The organism is Amycolatopsis sp. 2-15 (assembly GCF_030285625.1).
GTDB classification, from domain to species: Bacteria; Actinomycetota; Actinomycetes; order Mycobacteriales; family Pseudonocardiaceae; genus Amycolatopsis; species Amycolatopsis carbonis.
In genome coordinates this window covers 5,359,115-5,379,861 of sequence record NZ_CP127294.1, presented here as the reverse complement: position 1 = coordinate 5,379,861, position 20,747 = coordinate 5,359,115, and the positions used below count along the sequence as shown (strand labels likewise).

Below are 20,747 nucleotides of genomic sequence, written 5' to 3'. Positions count from 1 at the left end.
CAACCTCCCACGACGAGACCAGACCAGGAGTCCCGTGCGGTTTCGCGATCGCCGGCAAGCCGGCGCGGAGCTGGCGCTTCGCCTGCGCTACCTCCGCGGCCACCACACCGTCGTCCTCGGTTCGTCCGGGGGCGGGCTGCTGGTCGCCAAGGAGATCGCCGACGTGCTCCATGCGCCGCTGGATGTCCTGCTGACCCACCGGATCGAGTTCGGGCCGCCCACGACGACTCTGGGCGCTGTCGGTGAAGGTGACGTGCTGGTCTCGGATCACGACGCGCTCCGCAGGTTCTCCCTTACGCCGGAACAATTTTCCCAGCTCGCCGGGCAGGCACGCGCCGAGCTGGCCCGGCAGATCGCCGGTTACCGCCGCCCCCTGCCGCCGGTGCCGATCACCGGTCAGACCGTCGTCCTGGCCGACGACGGTGTCGCCACCGGTGCCACAGCCCATGCGGCGATCCGCGTCCTGCGCGCCCGCGGCGTGCGCGAAGTCGTGCTCGCGGTTCCGGTCGGCCCGGCGCGGACGCTCGATCGCCTCGCCCGCGAGGTGGACCAGCTCCTCTGCCTCCGCCCGCTGCCCTGGATGCACGCCGTCCGCAACAGCTACACCGACTTCACCGGAGTCGCGGACACCGACGCGATCGCCCTGCTGGGCGGCGAGCCCGCGCCGCCGGTCGCGGCCCGGTAGCGGCCGCGGTCAAGGCAGAGGCGCCAGCCACACCAGCCGGGTCCCACCCTCGTCGGGACGCTCGATCCGGAACGATCCGCCGGCTTCGGCTGCGCGTTGTCCGAGATTGCGAAGCCCACTTCGCGCCCCGGCTTCCGGCATGCCGATTCCGGTGTCGGAGACGACGATGACCAAGTCCTCGTCGAGCGTCACCGTGATCGCCAGCTCAGCAGCCTCGGCGTGGCGCAGGACGTTGCTGATCGCCTCGCGGACCACGGCCTGGGCGTGCTCGGCCAGGCCGGCGGGTACGTCGTCGAGTGGTCCCGAAATGTGCACCGTGGCGCGGACGCCGGAGTCACCGATGGAGTCGGTGATCACGGAGCGCAGTTTCGCGCGCAGTCCCCGGTCCTCCCCCGGTGCCGGGTGCAGGTCGAAGATCGAGCTGCGGATCTCCTCGATGACCTCCTGCAGCTGCCCGATGTGCCGGGCGAGGCGATCCCCGATGGCCGGTGAGCCCGCCCGGCGGAGGGTGCCCTTCATCGCCAGCCCCACCGCGAACAGCCGCTGGATGACGTGGTCGTGCAGATCGCGGGCGATCCGGTCGCGATCCGCCACGACGTCCAGCTCCCGGCGGGCGGACTGGCTTTCGGCGTCCCTCAACGCCAGCGCGGCCTGGTCGGCGAACGCGGACACGATCTGGAGCTCGTGCTCGTCGAAGGTCGACTCACCGGGAGCGCGAACGGCGACGAGCACACCCGCCGACGCCTCCCCGGACCGCAGGGGCACCACGAGAGCGGGCCCGAGGCCCACCCCCAGATCGGACGCCAGGCCGGGCACGCTGCGCGGCACGTGATCGTGCAGCACCGCACCCGAAGTCGACCTCTCGACCGGGATCCGCCGGCCGGTCAGCGCGTCGGCGTCCGGCCCGGAGCACACAGTGACCACGAGAGTCCGCTTGTCGCCTGGGCGCGACGGCAGCGCGATCAGCGCGTTGTCGGCTCCGCTGAGTTCGGCGGTACGGCTCGCGATCAGGCGCAGCACGTCAGTGACGCCGGTGCCGCCCAGCAGCTCCGCCGAGATCTCGCCGACGGCCTCCAGCCACCGTTGCCGGGCGCGGCTCTCCTCGTACAGGCAGGCGTTGTCCACCGCGATACCGGCGGCGGCCGCCAGCGCCACGACCACTCGCTCATCGTCGCCGGTGAAGCCCTGTCCGTCTTCCTTCTCCGCCAGGGACAACCGGCCGAGCACCCGGCCGCGGGCCAGGAGCGGAACGTCGAGGAAAGTCCGCATGGGTGGGCCGATCAGCGCCGGGGTGACGCCATCGACACCCGCGGCAACGAACGCGGTCGTCGCCCCGTCGTCACCGAGGAGCGAAAGAGTGCTGTACCGCGCGCCGACGAGCTCGCGGGCGGCGGTGACGATCCGGTCGAGGGTCTTGTCGAGCTCCAGACCGGAGGAAACCGCGAGCACAGCCGCCAGCAGCGCGTCCATCCGGGAGCGGACCGAGATGGCCTCGTCGATCGAGTTCCGCGCGTCATCGGCTCCGGGCGGGCCGCGGCCGTCGACGTCGGTCATGTCGTAACAGTGGCACAGGCTACCGCCCGGCGGGCGGTTCGGCGGGGCCGTCTCGGGTTCGCAGCCGACGACCTTGTCCGCTCGCCGGGCGACCTTCGGCACTAGGCCCCTGCGTCCGGCGGGGCGGATGGTGGACCGGCACCACCAATCAGCCACTCGATAGACCGGATCCGGAGCCGCCGTATGAAAACCGGGGTCATGCCCGTCGGACACCTGACGTTGGAGCAGGTGCGCTCTGTGCTGCTCGCGGCGACCACCCCGCCACCGCTGGCGGGCGGGCGGCCGTGGCGTTTCCGCTGCACGCCGGAGGCCATCGAGCTGTACGCGGACCCCGTCCCCGTGGCGTGGGACGCCGGCTCCGGACACCGGGACCAGCTCCTGGACTGCGGTGCCGCGCTGCTGAACCTCCGGCTGGCGATCCGGGCACAGGGGTGTTATCCAGACGTCCGGTTGCTCCCGGATGCGGGCCGGCCGGAGCTGCTGGCCGTCGTGCGGCCACACGGCCGGGACCCGGCCGCGCCGGTCGATCAGCGGCTCGCGGACGCCGTTTCGCTCCGCCGGAGCAATCGGGCGCCCTTCACCCCCGCCACCGTAGATCCTTCGGTTCAAAGGGAACTCCGTCGCGCGGCCGAGATCGAGCGAGCCTGGCTCGCCACGGTGTCCCCGGCGCAGCAGCCGCAGCTGCGGGAGATCTTGCGGCGCGCCTGGCAGGACGATCAGGCGATGCCGGGATCCGAGGCCCGGCTGTCGGATCTCGACGTCGAGCCCGATCGGCTGCTCGTGGTCATCGGCTCCCTGAACGACGTTCCGCTGTCCCGGCTCCAGGCCGGTCAGGCGTTGCAGCGAGTGCTGTTGACCGCCACCGCCGCGGGTCTTTCCGCGTCGTTCCTGCCCCAGGTCGTGGCGCCGATGACGCTGCGGCGAGAGCTCCGGCAGCTGCTCGGAGGTGGTCTCTGGCCGCAGATCATGCTGCGGCTGGGGCACGGCGCGCCGGTGCACCAGGGGGCGCGGGCCGACCTGGAAGACGTCGTGACCAGCGACGAGCGCCCCTTCCGCGCCGTCGCTAGCCGGCTCGACCGCGTTCCTCCTCGTGCACCACGGTGACCAGGACCGCCGCCTGGCTTCGCCGCTCCAGGCCCAGTTTGGTCAGCAACCGAGACACATAGTTCTTCACGGTCTTCTCCGCGAGGAACATCCGCTCGGCGATCTGCCGGTTCGTCAGGCTTTCCCCGAGCAGGTCCAGCAGGGTGCGTTCCTGCTCGGTGAGACCCGTCAGCGGCCCCGGTTTCCCGTCGCCGGCACGGAGATTGGCCATCAGCGCCGCGACGGCCCGGTCGTCGAGCAGCTTCGCCCCCGCCCCGACCCGGCGGATCGCGTCGACCAGCCGCAGGCCCTCGATGTCCTTGATCACGTAACCGTCGGCGCCGGCCTGGATGGCGTTGATCATCGCCTGTTCGTCGGTGAACGACGTCAGCATCAGGCAGTGCAGGCCCGGTAGGCGGGCACGCAGCTCGCGGCACAGCTCGACGCCGTTGCCGTCCGGCAGCCGCACGTCCAGCACCGCGACGTCCGGGCGCAACGCCGGTACCCGGGCCAGCGCGGCGGCGACGCCAGATGCCTGGCCGACCACCGTCATGTCGTCCTCGTCGTCCAGGATCTCGGCCACGCCGCGGCGCACTAGCTCGTGGTCGTCGACCAGGAAGACCTTGATCACCCGAGGGTCGGGCTGTGCTTCGTCGGCCACAGGTTCACGCTACGCCTGCTGAACGGCACCCTCGGGAAGGTCGGATGACTCTACCCGCGGAGCGCGGGAGGGCGCACGGTCGGCGGATGACACAGACCCAGCACAGGGCCGATCATGAGCTCCAGAACGCTATCGCCGATGAGCTGGTCTGGACTCCCAGCGTCGACGCCGAACAGATCGGAGTGGCCGTCACCGATGGCGCGGCGACGCTGACCGGCACCGTCGGGACCTACCCCGAGAAGGAAGAAGCCCTTCGCGCGGCGACCCGCGTCCACGGCGTGACCGTGACCGGCGACCAGATCGTCGTCCAGCACAAGGGCGGCATCCCGCAGGACGCGGATCTTGCGCGCGAAGCCGCGATCGTCTTCGACCGCCGCACGGTCGTGATACCGCGCGGGTCGGTGCAGGTCGAGGTCCAGGATCACGTGCTCACACTGCGGGGCTCGGTGGCCTGGCAGTATCAGCGCGAAGCCGCCCGGCACGCGATCGCCATGCTGCCCGGGGTGAGCGGGGTACGAAACCTGATCGTGGTGAAGCCCTCGGCGGAGGTCACTCCCGCCGAAACCCAGGGCAGGATCGCCGCGGCCCTGCGGCGGCATGCGCCGTCGGGCGCCCAGCACGTCGAGGTCGAGGTCACCGGAAGCCAGGTCACCCTGACGGGTACGGCCTCCTCCTCGACCGAACGCCGTCAAGCCGAACAGGCCGCCTGGTTCGCCACAGGCGTGACCGCGGTCGACAACCAGGTGACGCTCGTCGGCTGAGGCGTCACCCATCCGGCCGGCACGCGTTTCCCCCGCGGGTGCCGGCTCACCCGCGGCCTGTCGCAGCGAGCGTTTTCTGGAGCGCCATGAACATTGTCGTGATCATCGTGGTCATCGCCGCGCTGGTGATCCTGCTGGCATCCGCGGTGCGGATCGTCAAACAGTACGAACGCGGTGTCCTGTTCCGGCTCGGCCGGGTGCTCGGCGTCCGCGAGCCCGGGCTGCGGCTGATCATCCCGGTGGTCGACGTGCTGCGCCGGGTGCCGCTGCGGATTGTCACAATGCCCATCCAGTCGCAGGGCATCATCACCCGCGACAATGTGAGCCTCGACGTCTCGGCAGTCGCCTATTTCCGGGTTATCGACGTAACGAAGTCCGTCGTCGCGATCGAAAACGTCTACGCCGCGATCGATCAGATCGCCCAGACGACCCTGCGGAAGGTCGTCGGCCAGCACACGCTGGACGAGACGTTGTCCGAGACCGACAGCATCAATCTCGACATCCGCCGGATCCTCGACATCACCACGCTCGGCTGGGGCGTGGAAGTCACCTTGGTGGAACTGAAGGACATCCAGCTGCCCGAGGCCATGAAACGCGCGATGGCCCGGCAAGCCGAGGCAGAACGCGAGAAGCGCGCCAAGATCATCAGCGCCGAAGGTGAATCACTGGCCGCGGCAGCGCTCGGCGATGCCTCGGACACCATGATGGCGCACCCGCTCGCATTGCAGCTGCGCAACCTTCAGAGCCTCGTCGAACTCGGTGTCGACAAGAACACCACCATCGTGTTCCCCGCCCCGCTGATGAGCACCATCGGTGAGCTCGGCACCTTCCTCGCCAGGGAATCCGCCGCGGCCGGGACCGTGCCCGCCGCCAAAGCCCCCGAAACGGCCGCGATCGTGCCCGCGGCCTCGGCGACGAACGGGTCAGCCGCACCCGGCGAGCTCTGAACCGGCCGTGTCACCCCCATCTGGTTGCCGCGCGCAGCCGCGTTCCGAAAGGCTCCGCGTGATCACGTTCGGTTTCCTGAGTACCTATCCGCCGACGCTCTGCGGACTCGCGTCGTTCACCGCCTCGCTCCGCGCGGCATTGCCGCCAGGATCCGCGGGCGGGGTGGTGCGGGCCGTGGAGTCCAGGGACTCCGCCGGTGCACCGGAGGTGGTCGGCGATCTGGTCGCCGGCTCACCACGCAGCTGGCAGGACGCGGCCACCCTGCTCGACCGGGAAGACGTCGCGATCGTGCAGCACGAGTACGGCATCTACGGCGGTGAGGACGACGAGGACGTCCTGCGCGTCCTGGAACTGCTGCGGGTCCCGGCGATCGTCGTCCTGCACACCGTGCTCACCGCACCGACACCACACCAGCGCGAAGTGCTCAACGGCGTGCTCGCCGCGGCGACCGCGATCGTGGTGATGAGCGAGGCCGCGCGAACCCGGCTCGTCGCCGGCTACGACGTCCCCGCCGGCCGACTCACGGTGATCCCCCACGGTGCCACCGATACGAACGGCACGGCACCGGTACCGGTGCCGCACCGCACCCAGCAACGCCAGATCCTCACCTGGGGCCTGCTCGGCCCCGGCAAGGGCATCGAGTGGGGCATCGACGCGATGGCCCTGCTGCCTGCCCTGTGGCCGGAGCCGCGCTACCTGGTCGCCGGGCGGACCCATCCCAAGGTGCTTGCCCAGCAAGGGGAAAGCTACCGCCATTCGCTGCTGGTCCGGACCGAGCGGCTCGGCGTGGGAGACCGGGTCCGGTTCGACTCGCGCTACCTCGACACCGTGTTGCTGCGCCGTCTGGTGGCCCGCGCCGAGGTCGTCCTCCTGCCCTACGACTCACGCGACCAGGTCACCTCCGGAGTGCTCATCGAGGCCGTCACCGCACGGACGCCGGTGGTGGCGACCCGTTTCCCGCACGCCGTCGAACTGCTCTCCGGTGGCGCGGGCACACTCGTCAACCACCAGGACCCGGCGGCGATCGCGGCCGCGCTCCAGACGATCCTGACCGACCGGGACATCGCGACGCGAATGGCCGGTGCTGCCGGGATCGTCGCCCGCACCCTCGGCTGGACATCAGTGGCGAAGCAATACGACAAGCTCGGTGCCGAACTCGTGTCCGCCGCGGCTCCGGTCGTGGCGTGATGCTGGACAGCCGCCACCTCCTGCGGCTGTCCGACGACGTCGGCCTCTTCGAACACGCATGCGGAGCCATCCCGCGCCGGGAGCACGGGTACTGCCTCGACGACGCCGCCCGTGGCCTGGTCGTGCTGAGCCGTGAGCGGGGCCTCTCCGCGGAACTGCTGGGCCTGCAGGAAACGCTGTTCGCGTTCACCGCGCACGCGCACCAGGACGGCTGCTTCCGCAACCGGCTCGGCTTCGACCGTGGCTGGCAGGATGCCCCCGGACTCGGTGACTGGTGGGGCCGGGCGCTCTGGGGACTCGGCAGCACGGCCGCCTATGCCGAGCGGGCCTGGCTCCGCACGGAGGCACGGCTCCTCTTCGACGCGGGGGCACGCCGACGGTCTCCTTCACCGCGCGCGATGGTGTTCGCCGCACTGGGCGCCACCGAAGTGCTCTTCCGGACTCCCCAGGACGAGCCGGCACGGCGACTGCTCGGTGCCGCCGTCACGGCGATCGGGCCGATCCCGGCCGGCCACGACTGGCCGTGGCCGGAGCCCCGGCTGGCCTACGCCAACGGAGCGGTCGCCGAGGTCCTGATCGCCGCCGGCGCCCTGTTGTCCCGGCCGGACGTGCTCGCCGACGGATTGCGCGTCCTCGGCTGGCTGGTGGACTTGCAGGCCCGCGACGGCCGGTTGTCGGTGGTTCCCGCCGGGGGCTGGTCCCCGGCGGATTCGCCGCCGGGATTCGACCAGCAGCCGATCGAGGTGGCCGCACTCGCCGCGGCCTGCGCCCGTGCCCACGCGGTCACGGGGACGGGCCGCTGGGCGTCCACAGTGGAGCTCGCCCGCACCTGGTACCTGGGCGCGAACGACGCGAACACGCCGTTGCTGAACCGCGAGACCGGTGGCTGCGCCGACGGGCTCCGGGCCGACGGCGTCAACCGGAACCAGGGCGCCGAGTCGACGCTGGCATTGCTGTCCACGTTTCAGCTCCCCCGGCTGCGGGCTGACCGGTTCTCGGGCATCGGTGTGTCGTGATCGGCGAGACGCCGGGCCTGGTGACCCGGCACCCGACCCCGTTCCGGCCCGACCCCGGCCGAGTCGTCACCAAGCTGTTCGTGCCCGGCGAGGAGATCCCGGAGACCCGGTCTCGGGCAGGCGCGCTGATCGCGCGTGTCCTCGCGCTGCCGGAGAGTTCCGTCGAGTCGGCTCTGGAACGCGTGCTGGCCGATTTCTCCGGCCGGCACCGGCAGTTCGCCGCGGTCCTGGAACGCAACGCGTCGATCATGAGCCACCGGATCCTCGATCCGCGTTCCCTCAGCGCGCGACGCCGGCTGCTGCTCGGCGCGTGCTTCACCCACGAATACGCGGTCGAGGCGGCGGCGCTGTGCAACCCCTCCCTCGTGCCGCATCCCCGGCAGGACGGGCTGGCACCGGGCCGGCGGCGAGTGGTGCTCAGCCTGCGCGGCATCGGCGAAGGTCACCTCTCCTCGATCGGTTTCGCCACCGGCGTGCTGGGTCCGGGGCCGCGCACCGCATGGGAGCCGCGGACCGGACCGGTCACCACCGGTGAACGCCAACGGGATTCGTGGAGCCGCGACTGGCTCCGCGCCGCGCTGGCACACGAGGGATGCGACAACGAGATCACCGCCACCGTGATCTCGACTCTGCCGAATCCCTTCGACCAGCACGATCTCGATCGCGGGCTGTCCGCTCTCGACTCGCGCCTGCTCGAACGACCTGGGGCGGGCGACACAGCGCAGCGAATCCGCGCGGTCACCGCTGCCAGCTACACGGTGGGTTTCCCCGGCGACACCGATCTCGCGCAACGGCTGCTGTGGCCGATCAGCACGACCGAAAGCCACGGGATGGAAGACGCGCGCTTCGTTCACTTCACCGCCGACACCGGCGAGACCAGCTACCGGGCTACTTATACCGCGTACGACGGCATCTCGGTAATGCCTCGGTTGCTGGAGAGCGCCGACCTGACGTCCTTCAGCGCGTTCGCCCTCACCGGGCCGGCCGCACGCAACAAGGGCATGGCGTTGTTCCCTCGGCTCGTCGGCGGCAGGCATCTCGCGTTGTGCCGCGGGGACGGGGAAACAACGAGCCTGGCGACCTCGCCCGACGGCCGGTCATGGTCCGGCGAGGTGCCCCTGCGCGGTCCGAAGGCCGCGTGGGAGCTGTTGCAGGTAGGCAACTGCGGCTCTCCCCTGGAAACGCGGGCGGGCTGGCTCGTGCTCACCCACGGCGTCTGCCCCATGCGGACCTACGCCATCGGCGCACTGCTGCTCGACCTGACCGACCCGTCCCGGATCGTGGGCGCGCTGCCCGACCCGCTGCTCGTGCCGGACGACGACGAGCGTGAGGGGTCGTGCCCAACGTCGTCTACTCCTGCGGCGGGCTGATCCACGACGGCACGCTGTGGCTGCCCTACGGCAGCAGCGACACCAGGGTCGCACTGGCCACCGTGCCCCTGGACGCCCTGCTGGCGCTGCTCGAAAAGACCGGCGGGGTGTAGAATCGGTGTCACTGAGAGCATTCCGCGCGCGGGCAGCAGAGTCGGCGTCGTCCTCGGGTCACTCCTTGTCGGTCGATCGCGATCGGGACGGGAGTTCGGCATGACGCCGAATCCGCGCACCCAGACTGGAGGCCGGGCACGGCCGCCACCCATCACCTGCTGCGGCTTCGCCTGAAGCCCAAGGACGCACCACCGGGCACTTTGGACGGTGCCTGGTGGCCACGATCGCGCGATCTGGTGGCAGAACTGCCGCCGCTGGTCGAAGTCCTCGCCATGCGCCTCGGATACACCACGCGGGTGACCTACGCGACGACCGAGTGGGACAAGGCCCCACGGCGACTGGAGATCGCCGGTCACGTCGTGCGCCTGCACGGTGTCCGAGCCGCGGCCGGACATCTCGTGACCGTGACCGGACCGGAACCACACCGGGTCAGCCTGCTGACGATCCCTCCGGGCGCACCCGAGGCGGCCGGCCACGACGCCCTCATCGCCGCGTCGCGCCGGGACAATGGCGATCGGGCCGAGGAAATCCTCGCCGCGCGCGGAGTCCCGGAGACGGCCCGTCCCTCGTAACCGCACAAGAAAGTACGCCGAGGCCCGAATACTCCGGCGGCTCCCGCACCCTCGCGAGGAGACGACATGTCCGTCACCACCCCACCCGTCAAGGCGCTCCTGTCCGACGGCGAGATCGCCTGGGTGCGAAGGCTGGACGCCGGTGACGTCGTGGCCGTCCTCGCTCTGCAGGCGCGCCTGTCCGGGCGCGACCGGTGCTTGTGGTTCTTCGGACTGGGTACGGCTCGGCTGGGCAGGCTCGCGACACAGCTCGCGCGGAATTCCGGAGTCGGGCACACCGCGGTCGGCTGCTTCGTGCACAACCACCTGGTCGGTGTCGCCAGGTACCAGATCCTCCCCGATCCGGCCGAGGCCGAGATCGCTTTGGTGGTGGACACACGGGGTCGCGACGCTGCTGCTCGATCAGCTCGTCGTCTCGGCGGGCCACGAGGGCGTGCGGAGTTTCATCGTCGAAGTGCCGGCGCAGGACTCGAGGATGCTCGGCGTGTTCGCCGCGCTGGGCCTGCCCTACCGTATCGGCCGGGGCAGGCCGGAGCGGAAGGTCACCCTGTCGCTCGCTCCGGCGGCGAAGCATCCATGATCCCGGCTGGGAAAAGGCAGGTACCGATCCCCGTTCGAACCTGGCCGAACCAGCGTCACTACGAGCAGCGAACCCATCGTGGACGGCGCGGGCAGCCGACACGGAAGCTTCCGTTCACGCTCCCACTGGGCTCTGACTGCCGCCTGCGGGAATCCCGAGCAGCGCACGCTCCGACTCAACAGGACCCGGTATCAGCGCGGCGAGAGTAAGTCCAGCCGGCGTCCGCATCCGTCAGCATCGAGATGCGTGGCATCGCCGCGGCCTCGGTTCTCCGCACCACGAAAGAACTCGCACGATTCGGCGTCACTGTCAACGCCATCTCCCCCAATTGGCCGGCCGGCATGCGAGCGGGGCCCAGACGCCGCCGATCGCATCGGCGGAGTTCACGAACACGGCGGTCCACACCTCTGTCTGAGTCGGCCGCCCGCACGCAGACAATTCCCGTGCGGCCGGCCCGACAAGGCTGTTCATCTGACCCGGGGCGAGGCGTCTGAGATGGCCACAGTGGTCCGCGCCAGGTCGGGCCGCGGGGCGATTTCGGCTAACCGACCGGTGCGGTGAAAAGTTCGTCGTGGAAAGCAGTGTGAGCTGCCGCGGACTCACGAGAAAAAGTTTCCCTCGCGATCCTCGGTCACCAGATCCGCGACTCTCCAACGAGGTACCTGATCAAATAACAGGTGATCACTCCCGCGTCGAATTCATTGCCGCGCTGGCCGGTCAGTGTTTTGTGGTGATCGTGGTGACCGGCAGGCCGAACCGGCGCTCGGCTTGGTGCGGCAGGTCGGCCCGGAGCCAGCGGGAGGCGCGCCGGGGCAGTGTGGCGACGATGATCTCGTCGAACTCGCGGCCCGCGAGCACCTTCTCGATGGCTTCGAGCGGTTGTGCGCTCCCGAGGTCGCCGTCCGCCTGAACCTTCCGCGCGGCGAGGTCGGCGAGCACCTGGCCCAGCCGTTGCCGGGCCTGCGCTGTCGCCTCCTCGTCGGAGGCAGGTCGACCGAAGTCCATCACCACGCTGGGCATCGGCATCAATCCGCCGGCGGCGGGCACCGTGTGGTAGTGCGCGGCGGCGGTGTTCGGGACGAGCACGTAGAAGACGCTCGGCCCCGCCTCGATCCTCTTGTGGAGCTCGTTCAGCAGCTCCGGACCCAGAAGGGTCTGGTTCGCGACCACGAGGTAACTGCGCATGAAGACCACCCACTCGGTCAGCCCTTGACACGCTGTGCAATCCCATGCTACTTCGCGGCACGTGCCGTGGTCTACGGGCCAAGGGCTGCAGCGGTCGCTGTCGAGACGAGCTGGAACCCACGCACCACCCAGCCAAAAGGTCCACAAAGGACTTGCCGGTCGGGAATCCCGACCGATACCTCGAACCCGCCGGGCTCACCGCAGGTGGGACAAGTCGGCAGCGCCCACGAGTCCGGCCTCGTTGCCCAGCTCGGCGATACGCACCTTCGCGGTCGGGCGGTGGCCGCGGCCGGTGAGGTTCTTGCGGAAGACGGCCTCCGTCGGTGCGCGGAGAATTTCGCCGGCCTCGCACACGCCGCCGGCGATGACGAACATGCCCGGGTCGAGGATCGCGGCCAGCGCGGCCATCCCGCGCCCGAGCCATCTGCCCAGCTCGTCGAAACAGTTCAGGGCGGTCACGTCGCCGGACCGCGCGGCCTCGGTGACGATGTGGCCGGTGATGCCCGCCGGACGCCCCCCGGCGAGCCGCAGCAGCTCCTGGGCCATCGAGGGCGCGACGGTCGCCTGCTCCTGCGCCTCGAGTACGAGCGCGCGCCCGCTGCCGTACTGCTCCCAACAGCCGTGCAGGCCGCATCCGCAGCGTCGCCCGTCGGGGACGATGGTGAAGTGCCCGATCTCGGCCGCCAGCCCGTAGCGGCCCCGGAAGAGCTTCCCGTCGAGGACCACACCGCCGCCGATCCCGGTACCGATGGTGAGGATGACGACGTGGGTCTCGCCACGGGCGGCGCCGAACCGGGCCTCGGCCCACGCGGCGGCGTTGGCGTCGTTCTCCACGATCACCGGCATGCCGAGCCGGTCCTCCAGCGATTCCCGCAAATGCTCGTCCCGCCAGGCGAGGTTCGGCGCGAACATCACGGTCGAACGCTTCTCGTCGACGAAACCCGCCGCGCCCAGACCGACCCCGACCACGGTGTACTCGCTGGTCAGTTCGCGAACGGCGTCGGCGATGGACTCCTGGGTCTTCGACGGGTCGTCGGCGGGGGTCGGACGCCGGGTGCGGGCGACGATGTGCCCGCTCTCGTCGACCACCCCCGCGGCGATCTTGGTGCCGCCGATGTCGACGCCGATGGCGAGCGTCCCTTCAGCGGCCTCGTGGACCGGCCGGGGAACCGCCTGCGCCGCCGGGCTGCTCATGACGCCCGCCCGGCCAGCACGTGACGGCCGAGCGCCGCGACGTCGATCTCGTCGAGGGACGTCACCACGAGGTCGGCCCGCGCGGCCGCGAGCAGCGCCTCGTCGTCGGCCCTGGCGACACCCAACGCCGACATCCTGCCGGCCTTGGCGGCCTCGATGCCGCTGGCCGCGTCCTCGACGACGAAGCAGTCTTCGGGGGCGACGCCGAGTTCGGCCGCACCGGTCAGGAAGATCTCCGGGTGCGGTTTGCCGTGGGCGAAGTCGCGGCCCGAGATGTCGGCGTCGAAGGAGTCGAGCAGGCTCAGTCCGGGCGTCACGAAGTCGTGGGAAAGGCCGTTCTGCGCGGCGAAGGTGTCGAGGCGGATTTGACGCAGGAAAAGCCCGGCGTTCTTCGACGACGACGCCGCGGCGGTCGGGATGCCCGCGGCCTTCACTGCGAGGACGAAGCGCAGCGCGTCGGGGTAGGCCTCGAACTCGCCGGCCTCGATGAGCTTGATGACCATGTCCTGTTTGTGCGCACCGTAGACCTCGACGCGCGCCTTCGCGTCGGGGACCTCGAAGTGCTCGAGGGCGGCCAGCGCTCCGGCGGCCCGGGGTTTGCCGGACATCACCTGCTGATAGACCTGGGGCGTGAAGCGGTCGTCCGACCACGTGGTCCGGTCGCGGATGTCGGCCCACTCGGTCTCCATCAGCTCGCGCAGCGAATCCTTCCAGGCCCGCTCATGCGGGGAGTCGACGAGCACGCCGTCGACGTCGAAGATCGCGCCCTCAAAGCCTTTCGCCATGATGACTCCCTTCCGCGTGGCCCGGGTGGCTCTCCACCGCCGCCGGCTCGGGCTCGCGGGGCAGGGTGAAGACCCGGCTGTCCCCCGCCCCGAGTTCGTGGACCTCGTCTCCGACGCCGATCAAGACCGGCCCGCGGAAGCCCTGGGGAAGCGCGAAGACAGTCAGCTCGTCGCCGGTGATCGACACCCGTAGCGGTACGCCCCGGTACTGCATCGAGAAAACCAGGCCGTCGAGCCGGTTGAGCTGGGTCGGCGCGAAGTACAGCACGCCGTCCCGCACGGCGCTGCCGACGTAGTAGCGCTGCAACAGGTCCAAGGTGCCGGACATGACACCCACGTGGATGCCTTCCTTGGTCGTTCCTCCTTGGACGTCACCGATGTCGCTCTCCAGCGCCACGATGAACCGGTCCCAGGAACTCTTCGGGTCCAGCGCGGCGAGCACGCCGGCGTGGGTGACCAGACTCAGCGTCGAACCGTGGGAGGTGCGCCGGTCGTAGTAGTCGATCGTGCGCCGGGTCAGCTCCGCATCGGGCTCGTAGCCGAGCCGGCGGAAGAGAGTGCGCAGCTCCTCGTCGGAGAACAGGAAGAACAACATGACCGCGTCGGCCTGCTTGGCCAGTTTGAAGCGGTCGGGTTCTTCGCCGTCGGCCTTGAGGATCCGGTCCAGCCGCTGGATGTTGGCGTGCGCGGCCCGGTAGTGCTCCCAGTCGAGTTCGTCCAGGTCCAGGTAGCCCTCGAACTGGCTGATGATGCCGTCCGGGTGGAACGGCACGTACATCTTGCGGCTCATCTCGTCCCACGTGTGCAGCTCGTCATCGGTCAGTCCGAGGCGGGCGCGCAGCGCGGCGCGGCGGCTGGCCGGCAACAGCCTCAGCACACGCGGGGCGGTGTCGGCGATCCAGGCCACCATCACGTTGGTGTAGGCGTTGTTGCGCAAACCGCCTTGTTCGCTGCCGGGATAGCGCTCGTGAAACTCGTCGGGTCCCATCACGCCGTGGATCTCGTAGCGGTCGCGCTCCGGGTCGTACCGGGCGATCGAGGCCCAGAACCGCGCGATCTCGAGCATCAGCTCGGCGCCGTAGTCGCGCAGGAACTCCCGGTCGTCAGTGGCCTGGTAGTACTGCCAGACGTTGTAGAAGATGGCCGCATTGACGTGGCGCTGGTTGTGGCTGAGGTCGGGGTCCCACTGACCGGAGAGCGGGTTGAGGTGGACGACCTGGGTCTCTTCGGTGCCGTCACTGCCGCTCTGCCACGGGAACATCGCGCCCTGGAAGCCCGCTTCCCGGGCAGCCGCGCGGGCCTCGGTGAGCCTGCGATAGCGGTAGAGGAGCAAGCCGCGGGTGATGTCGGGTAGCCGGAAGTTGAGGAACGGGTAGATGAAGAGCTCGTCCCAGAACACGTGCCCGCGGTAGGCCTCGCCGTTGAGCCCGCGGGCCGGGACACCCGCGTCGTGCCGTGCGGTGTGCCGGGAGCAGACCTGCAACACGTGCGCCACGTGGAACCGCAGCAGCAGTTCGACCCGTGGTTCCCGCGGGAGCTCGAGGTCGCACACCTCCCACAGCTCCGTCCACGCCGAAGCATGCTCCACCAGTGCCTCGGCGAAGTCCGGGTAGCGCAGGACGCCCCGGCCCGCGGCCGCCAGCGTCTCGGTGATCGCGTTGTCGTGCGAGGTGAACAGCGACACCATCTTCTCGACCCGAACCGGCCGGCCCCGCGCCACGTCGAACGAGATGACCTGCTGGATGTAGTCGTCCATCTGATCCAGGGTGCGCTCCACCGGAAGCTGCTCACCGTCGAGGAAGACGCGGGTGCGCGCGGCCTCGGTGACGTAGATGTCCGACTGCCGGGTCTGCACCTTCAGCGCAATGGTCTCCGGACCGAAAGTGCGCGGAGACACCGGGTCGAGGTGACGTCCCTCCAGCTCGCGGTAGCGGGCGACCATCTGGTTGGTCACCCGGCCGTCCAGCCCGGAGATCACCTCGACGCGACCCGACCAGTTCTCGGGCGTCAGCGTCCACTCGATGCCGGCCTGGTGGCTGTGGGCCATGCTCACGAAGCGGCGGCTGCGCAGCGTCGTCTCCCGGCCGGCGCGGTCGCGGAAGCGCAGGACGCGCTGAACGGTCGCGAGCCGGATGTCGTAGGAGTGCTCGTAGGAGATCAGGTCGACGTTGCCGAGCCTGATCGCCTCCTCGCCCTCGATGCGCAGCTTGAGCACCAGCCAGTTCGGCAGGTTGACCAGGTCCTCGTTCTGCACCGGGCGTCCGCCGAGGATGGTGGTTTCCCGGTTGAAGCCACCGTGGGCGTAGGTACCCGGGTAGTGGACCTTGTCGGCGTCCTCCCACTCGGCTGCGCCGCGGGTGCAGAAGTATCCGTTGCCCGTCGACGTCAGCGACTCCCGCAGACCCTCGGTGCCGGGGTCGAAGTGGTCGTAGACGAGCACGCAGTCGGACGCGGACTCCCCCTCGTCCGGGGACCGGCCCTCGCCGACGGCCAGAGTGGACAGCAGCTGAGCCACTTCTTCCGGGGACGAGAGGATGAACTCGGCCGACGTGGTCCGATCGCCCACTTCGGGATCGTCAGCCGTGCCGACGAAGATGCCGGCTCCCCCGCGATCGGCCACTGCCCGGAAGGCATCCTCGTCGGTGATGTCGTCGCCGAGGTAGATCGGGACCACGTCGGGCGAGTCCAGGTGCAGGGCGCGGAGCAGGTGGAGCACGGCTTTGCCCTTGTGCCAGTCGATCTTCGGCTGCAGCTCGTAGACCATCTTGCCCGGCGTCATCTTCAGCCGGTCCGGATGCTCGGCGAGGAGAGTCTCGACGACGGTGGCGATCCGTGGGCGCCGGTCCGGGTCGACGAGCCGGTAGTGCACCGCGACCGAGGCCTTCTTCGGTTCGATCACCACGCCCGGGATCGAACCGGTTTCGGTGCGCAGGCGATCGGTAACCTCGCCGATGACGTCCTCGAACCCGCTCGCGGCATCGTGGTGGATCTCGCCGGCGGCCGGGCTCCAGATGTCGAAGCCGTGGCTGCCGGCGACCACCAGGTCGTCGACCCCCATCAGCCGCTGCACGTCGAGCCGGTCACGCCCGCTGACCACACACACCGGGCACCGCATCGCCAGCGCCCGCACCGTATCCCGCATGCGTTCGGAAATCAGGGCGTCCTCGGGGTGGTCGACGATCGGGGCCAGCACACCGTCGTAGTCGAGGAACACCGCTGGGCGACGTCCGGCCAGCCGCCGGGCGAACCGATCACCGTCACGCAACGCGTGGGGAAGCTCCCGGACCATCGACGTCGGCTCGGTCATCGTCAAGCCATCTCCTCCAGCTCACGCCCCTTCGTCTCCTTGACGTACTTGAACACGAAGAAGATCGACACGAAGGCGAAGAACGTGTAGACGCCGTACGCGAGCCCCAGCCCGACATCCGACAGCGCGGGGAAGGTCGTGGAAATGGCGAAGTTGGCCAGCCACTGGGCCGCCGCGGCGACGGACAGGGCCATCGCGCGGATCTTGTTGCTGAACATCTCACCGAGCAGCACCCACACCACCGGGCCCCACGTCGCTCCGAAGAACACGACGTAGACGTTGGCGGCGACGAGCGCGATCGGTCCGGCCGAACCCAGGTCCGGCGCGCCGTTCACGATCGGCGCGGTGCCGAAGAGCAGGGCGAGGACGCCCAGGCAGACGAACTGACCGATCGAGCCGATCACCAGCAATGGTTTGCGGCCGATCCGGTCGACCAGGGCGATGGCGATGACGGTGGTGAGGATGTTGGTCACCGACGTGATCACGGTGATCGCCAGAGCGTTCTGCTCGCTGAACCCCACCGCCTGCCACAGAGCCGAGGAGTAGTAGAAGATCACGTTGATGCCGGTGAACTGCTGGAAAACCGACAGTCCGATGCCGACCCAGACGATCGGCAGCAACCCCAGCTTCGGGCCGCGGATGGTCACGAAGCCGGTACGCTCGCTCTTTCCCCTGAGCGTCCGGATGATCTCCGTGATCTTCGCGTCGACGTCGCCGCCGACGAACCGCCGCAGCACCTCGGCCGCTTTGGCCAGCTGCTCCTTCTGGACCAGGTGTCGCGGCGACTCCGGGATCGTCAGGGCCAGGAGGCCGTAGGCGAGGGCCGGAACGATCAGCGACAGGAACATCCACCGCCAGGTGTCGAGGCCGAACCAGAGGGGGTCCGACGCGCTGCCCGAACCGGCGACGAGTGCGTAGTCCACCAGCAGCGCGACGAAGATGCCGGTCACGATGGCCAGCTGCTGCAGCGAACCCAGCCTGCCGCGCAGGTACGCCGGTGAGATCTCCGCGATGTACGCGGGCGCGATCACGGACGCGGCACCGACTCCGAGACCTCCGACCAGCCGCCAGAACGCGAGATCCCAGATCGAGAACGAGAAGCCGCTGCCCAGCGCGCTGATGGCGAACGCGATCGCCGCGAGCCACATCACGCGGATCCGGCCGTAGCGGTCCGCGATCGCACCCGCGAACCAGGCGCCGATCGCGCAGCCGATCAGCGCCGCGGCGACCGCGAAACCGAGGACGAAGGCCGACGCACCGAAGTTCTCCCCGACCGCCTTGACGGCTCCGTTGATCACCGCGGTGTCGTAGCCGAAGAGGAAACCACCGAGCGCCGCCGTCGCGGCGACGAGCACGGTGCGGCCGGTACTCGGGGTGGCATAGCCGATCTGCTGGGCAGGATTGCCCGGCGGCTGGGAAGATTCGCTCGGCGGTGGCTGGCCGCCCGGTGTGGTCCCCACATGGACCTCCCCTGCGCGAGGGTCTCCGAGGCGGTCTGCGCTCGACGGCTCCCTCGCACCTCCTTACAGACTGTGTCTGAAATCACATTCCGTCAAGGGGGCAATGCGTGAACCGGATCTGAGGATCCACCAGCTCGGCTGTCCGCGACTCGAGGTGAACCGCGAAGAGAAGATCTTCCTCGACGATCCGGAGCCTGCCACGACCTGCGCCGGTGTGGGTCGAGGGCGCCGCTGTCTTCCGCCGTCCGAACCGGTTCCGCGGCGCGGTGGCGTTCATCGGGCACGGCGCGCGGGGACAGCGCGGCGGCGTGGAAACGCTCGGCCGGGAGTCCCGGTCGAGCGTTTCGCCACTCTCGGTCGAGACCGAACGAAGTCCGGCCTCGCTGAAACCTCTCTGCCGGTCAGGACGTGACCGCGCACTGTCCGCGATCGGCCATCACTGGGCCTTCGCTCGTCGGGCGCACGTCGAAATCGAAGATCTCCGTGGGCACGTAGAGCGTGCAGCAGGCGTTGGGGATGTCCACGATGCCGCTGATCCGGCCCTCGATGGGCGCCGAACCGAGCAGCAGGTAGGCCTGTTCACCGGTGAAGCCCCACTTCTTGAAGTACTCCACCGCGTTCAGGGCGGCATTGCGGTAGGCCATGGTCGCGTCGAGGTAGAGGTTCTCGTCGGTCTCCCGGTCCACCGAGACGCCCACGAACGACAGGAACTCGGAATACCGTGGTTCGACGTTTCCCGGCATGAACACCGGATTCGTGGTGATGCCGTACTTCTCCATGCCACCCTTGATGAGGTCGACGTGGAAATCGATGTACCCGCCCATCTCGATGGCGCCGCAGAAGGTGATCTCGCCGTCGCCCTGGCTGAAGTGCAGATCTCCGCCGGAGAACTTGGCGTCGTCGACGTAGACGGGGTAGAAGACCCGCGATCCCCGGGTGAAGTTCTTGATGTCGTGGTTTCCACCGTTCTCCCGGGCCGGCACCGTGCGGGCGCCCTCGCGGGCTATGTGGTCCGCGGTCGACCCGTCGGCCGTTCCGGCGAGCGTCCCGTCGAGCAACGGCGGCAGGCCCAGCGGCGGTACGCGGTCGGGCTCGCGGTCGACCAGCGCCCGCTCCCTGCGGTTCCACCGCGCGAGCAGCTCGGCCGACGGCGCGGTGCCGAACAGGCCGGGGTGGGTGATTCCGGTGTACCGGATGCCCGGCAGGTGGCGCGAGGTGGCCTGCTGACCGTGGAAGTCCCAGATCGCCTTGTAGGCGTCGGGGAAGTAGTCGGTCAGGAACCCGCCGCCGTTGGCCTTGGCGAACACCCCGGTGTAGCCCCAGCCCTGCCCCGGCGCGTCGCCGGTCTCCTGCGGGACCGGGCCGAGGTCGAGGATGTCGACGACGAGCAGGTCGCCGGGCTGGGCGCCCTCGACGCCGATGGGACCGCTGAGCATGTGGCAGCGCGACAGGTCGACGTCCCGCACGTCGTTGGCCGAGTCGTTGTTGCCGAGCTGGCCATCGGTCCATTCCCGGCACTCCACGCGGAACTCCTGCCCGGGACGGACCATCGCGGCGACCGGGACGTCCGGGTGCCACCGGTTGTGGCCCGGCACCGCCTGGTCACGCATGGATTTCGTCTGGTCGACACTGAACACTACTTCTGGCATGCGAACTCTCCTCCGTTTGCGGGCCCTTGATCTGGTTTGCCCGCCGTTCTCGGGTCAGTACCTGTGAACCTCCTGGTGATATCGACGACGTTCGGCAGAAAAACCGACGCCTGAATTACCGACTGCTTGCGGGCTACTTTCCGTGACGGCCTGGGCCGGACTCACGAGGACGTTCGGCTACTCCCGAGACCAGGACGACACTGGCCCGACGCCGCATCGCGAACGGGATCGCGCTGTGCGCAGCGTATTCGCACGTCGAGCAGGGATGTCAAGGGCAACGAAAAACCACGTTCCGGCTTGACTTGACGTATATCGTTTCGTTATCTTGCCTCGTCTTGTACCGGCTGCCCCTTACGGGCGCCGGACTATTGCTGATCAAGAAATCGGTGGAGCGTCGTGGAAGCGAAGTCCGACGACGACGGCTCGATGGAGTTCGTCGTCCTCACCGCGTGGGAATGCGCCAGCTGCGAGGTCGCGGGGCGGACTCCGCCGGGGATGGCGGTCGAGTGCTGGAGTTGCGGCGGCTCGGTCGTGATCACCGCACGGCCCAGCATCCGACGCTTGACCGGGTAGCCGCACGCGGCCCACCTGCGGTTTCCTCCGCGACCCGCGAGGCCCCGTGCGCCGCCCGTTGA

At 69.5% G+C, this 20,747-nt stretch carries 19 protein-coding genes; 11 read left to right on the top strand and 8 right to left on the bottom strand.

Features of this window, described 5'->3' with window-relative positions; genetic code table 11:
* Positions 1-34: 34 nt before the first annotated feature.
* Positions 35-685, top strand: coding sequence for a phosphoribosyltransferase (locus QRX50_RS26750; protein WP_285965922.1), 651 nt, complete (start codon positions 35-37; stop codon positions 683-685).
* Positions 686-694: 9 nt separating this feature from the next.
* Here the strand turns inward: QRX50_RS26750 and QRX50_RS26745 are convergent, their stop codons facing one another.
* On the bottom strand, positions 695-2,239 hold the full coding sequence (locus tag QRX50_RS26745; protein ID WP_285965921.1) for a GAF domain-containing sensor histidine kinase: 1,545 nt from the start codon (positions 2,237-2,239) through the stop codon (positions 695-697).
* Positions 2,240-2,437: 198 nt separating this feature from the next.
* On the opposite strand from QRX50_RS26745, the gene QRX50_RS26740 reads away from it, so the two are divergent.
* Complete coding sequence (locus tag QRX50_RS26740) at positions 2,438-3,343, top strand: hypothetical protein (protein WP_285965920.1); 906 nt, start codon at positions 2,438-2,440, stop codon at positions 3,341-3,343.
* On the opposite strand, the gene QRX50_RS26735 is transcribed toward QRX50_RS26740, so the two are convergent.
* On the bottom strand, positions 3,303-3,953 hold the full coding sequence (locus QRX50_RS26735; protein ID WP_285974566.1) for a response regulator: 651 nt from the start codon (positions 3,951-3,953) through the stop codon (positions 3,303-3,305). The genes QRX50_RS26740 and QRX50_RS26735 overlap by 41 nt on opposite strands.
* A gap of 116 nt (positions 3,954-4,069) precedes the next feature.
* Here QRX50_RS26735 and QRX50_RS26730 point away from each other — a divergent pair, with 116 nt between their 5' ends.
* From QRX50_RS26730 to QRX50_RS26695, 8 genes are all read left to right on the top strand, one after another.
* Positions 4,070-4,744, top strand: coding sequence for a BON domain-containing protein (locus QRX50_RS26730; RefSeq protein WP_285965919.1), 675 nt, complete (start codon positions 4,070-4,072; stop codon positions 4,742-4,744).
* Between the two features lie 98 nt (positions 4,745-4,842).
* Entirely contained in the window at positions 4,843-5,691 is an 849-nt protein-coding gene (locus tag QRX50_RS26725; RefSeq protein ID WP_285965918.1) for a slipin family protein, read from the top strand.
* A 58-nt stretch (positions 5,692-5,749) separates the two neighbouring features.
* Positions 5,750-6,880, top strand: a complete 1,131-nt coding sequence (locus tag QRX50_RS26720; RefSeq protein ID WP_285965917.1) for a glycosyltransferase — start codon at positions 5,750-5,752, stop codon at positions 6,878-6,880.
* Positions 6,877-7,896, top strand: a complete 1,020-nt coding sequence (locus tag QRX50_RS26715) for a hypothetical protein (RefSeq protein WP_285965916.1) — start codon at positions 6,877-6,879, stop codon at positions 7,894-7,896. Before QRX50_RS26720 ends, QRX50_RS26715 begins: the two co-directional genes overlap by 4 nt.
* Positions 7,893-9,266 (top strand): glycoside hydrolase family 130 protein, encoded by a 1,374-nt coding sequence (locus tag QRX50_RS26710; protein WP_285965915.1) that lies wholly within the window; start codon positions 7,893-7,895, stop codon positions 9,264-9,266. The genes QRX50_RS26715 and QRX50_RS26710 overlap by 4 nt, the downstream gene beginning before the upstream one ends.
* Positions 9,233-9,379, top strand: a complete 147-nt coding sequence (locus tag QRX50_RS26705) for a glycoside hydrolase family 130 protein (protein ID WP_285965914.1) — start codon at positions 9,233-9,235, stop codon at positions 9,377-9,379. The genes QRX50_RS26710 and QRX50_RS26705 overlap by 34 nt, the downstream gene beginning before the upstream one ends.
* Before the next feature lie 201 nt (positions 9,380-9,580).
* The gene (locus QRX50_RS26700; RefSeq protein WP_285965913.1) at positions 9,581-9,952 is read left to right on the top strand and encodes a DUF5994 family protein; all 372 of its coding nucleotides are present in this window, start codon (positions 9,581-9,583) and stop codon (positions 9,950-9,952) included.
* A gap of 433 nt (positions 9,953-10,385) precedes the next feature.
* A complete protein-coding gene (locus tag QRX50_RS26695) occupies positions 10,386-10,532 on the top strand; it encodes a hypothetical protein (RefSeq protein WP_285965912.1) in 147 nt (48 codons plus the stop codon).
* Between the two features lie 717 nt (positions 10,533-11,249).
* Here the strand turns inward: QRX50_RS26695 and QRX50_RS26690 are convergent.
* The 6 genes from QRX50_RS26690 to fmdA all read right to left on the bottom strand — a co-directional run bounded on the left by QRX50_RS26690 (position 11,250) and on the right by fmdA (position 20,112).
* The gene (locus QRX50_RS26690) at positions 11,250-11,717 is read right to left on the bottom strand and encodes a hypothetical protein (protein WP_285965911.1); all 468 of its coding nucleotides are present in this window, start codon (positions 11,715-11,717) and stop codon (positions 11,250-11,252) included.
* Between the two features lie 195 nt (positions 11,718-11,912).
* Complete coding sequence (locus tag QRX50_RS26685; protein WP_285965910.1) at positions 11,913-12,911, bottom strand: ROK family glucokinase; 999 nt, start codon at positions 12,909-12,911, stop codon at positions 11,913-11,915.
* A complete protein-coding gene (locus QRX50_RS26680) occupies positions 12,908-13,696 on the bottom strand; it encodes an HAD family hydrolase (RefSeq protein ID WP_285965909.1) in 789 nt (262 codons plus the stop codon). The genes QRX50_RS26685 and QRX50_RS26680 overlap by 4 nt, the downstream gene beginning before the upstream one ends.
* Positions 13,680-17,003: a trehalose-phosphatase gene (gene otsB / locus QRX50_RS26675; RefSeq protein WP_285965908.1), complete on the bottom strand. Its 3,324-nt coding sequence runs from the start codon at positions 17,001-17,003 to the stop codon at positions 13,680-13,682. Before otsB ends, QRX50_RS26680 begins: the two co-directional genes overlap by 17 nt.
* A gap of 2 nt (positions 17,004-17,005) precedes the next feature.
* Positions 17,006-18,463: a sugar porter family MFS transporter gene (locus QRX50_RS26670; protein WP_285965907.1), complete on the bottom strand. Its 1,458-nt coding sequence runs from the start codon at positions 18,461-18,463 to the stop codon at positions 17,006-17,008.
* A 401-nt stretch (positions 18,464-18,864) separates the two neighbouring features.
* The gene (gene fmdA, locus QRX50_RS26665) at positions 18,865-20,112 is read right to left on the bottom strand and encodes a formamidase (protein WP_285965906.1); all 1,248 of its coding nucleotides are present in this window, start codon (positions 20,110-20,112) and stop codon (positions 18,865-18,867) included.
* Between the two features lie 396 nt (positions 20,113-20,508).
* On the opposite strand from fmdA, the gene QRX50_RS26660 reads away from it, so the two are divergent.
* Positions 20,509-20,685 (top strand): hypothetical protein, encoded by a 177-nt coding sequence (locus QRX50_RS26660; RefSeq protein ID WP_285965905.1) that lies wholly within the window; start codon positions 20,509-20,511, stop codon positions 20,683-20,685.
* The last annotated feature ends 62 nt before the right edge of the window (positions 20,686-20,747 follow it).

Bases quoted from the DNA above. Each gene is read 5' to 3' on its own strand.
- QRX50_RS26745 (WP_285965921.1), bottom strand. From the start codon at position 2,239: ATGACCGACGTCGACGGCCGCGGCCCGCCCGGAGCCGATGACGCGCGG.
- QRX50_RS26740 (WP_285965920.1), top strand. From the start codon at position 2,438: ATGCCCGTCGGACACCTGACGTTGGAGCAGGTGCGCTCTGTGCTGCTC.
- QRX50_RS26730 (WP_285965919.1), top strand. From the start codon at position 4,070: ATGACACAGACCCAGCACAGGGCCGATCATGAGCTCCAGAACGCTATC.
- QRX50_RS26690 (WP_285965911.1), bottom strand. From the start codon at position 11,717: ATGCGCAGTTACCTCGTGGTCGCGAACCAGACCCTTCTGGGTCCGGAG.
- QRX50_RS26685 (WP_285965910.1), bottom strand. From the start codon at position 12,911: ATGAGCAGCCCGGCGGCGCAGGCGGTTCCCCGGCCGGTCCACGAGGCC.
- QRX50_RS26680 (WP_285965909.1), bottom strand. From the start codon at position 13,696: ATGGCGAAAGGCTTTGAGGGCGCGATCTTCGACGTCGACGGCGTGCTC.
- otsB (WP_285965908.1), bottom strand. From the start codon at position 17,003: ATGACCGAGCCGACGTCGATGGTCCGGGAGCTTCCCCACGCGTTGCGT.
- fmdA (WP_285965906.1), bottom strand. From the start codon at position 20,112: ATGCCAGAAGTAGTGTTCAGTGTCGACCAGACGAAATCCATGCGTGAC.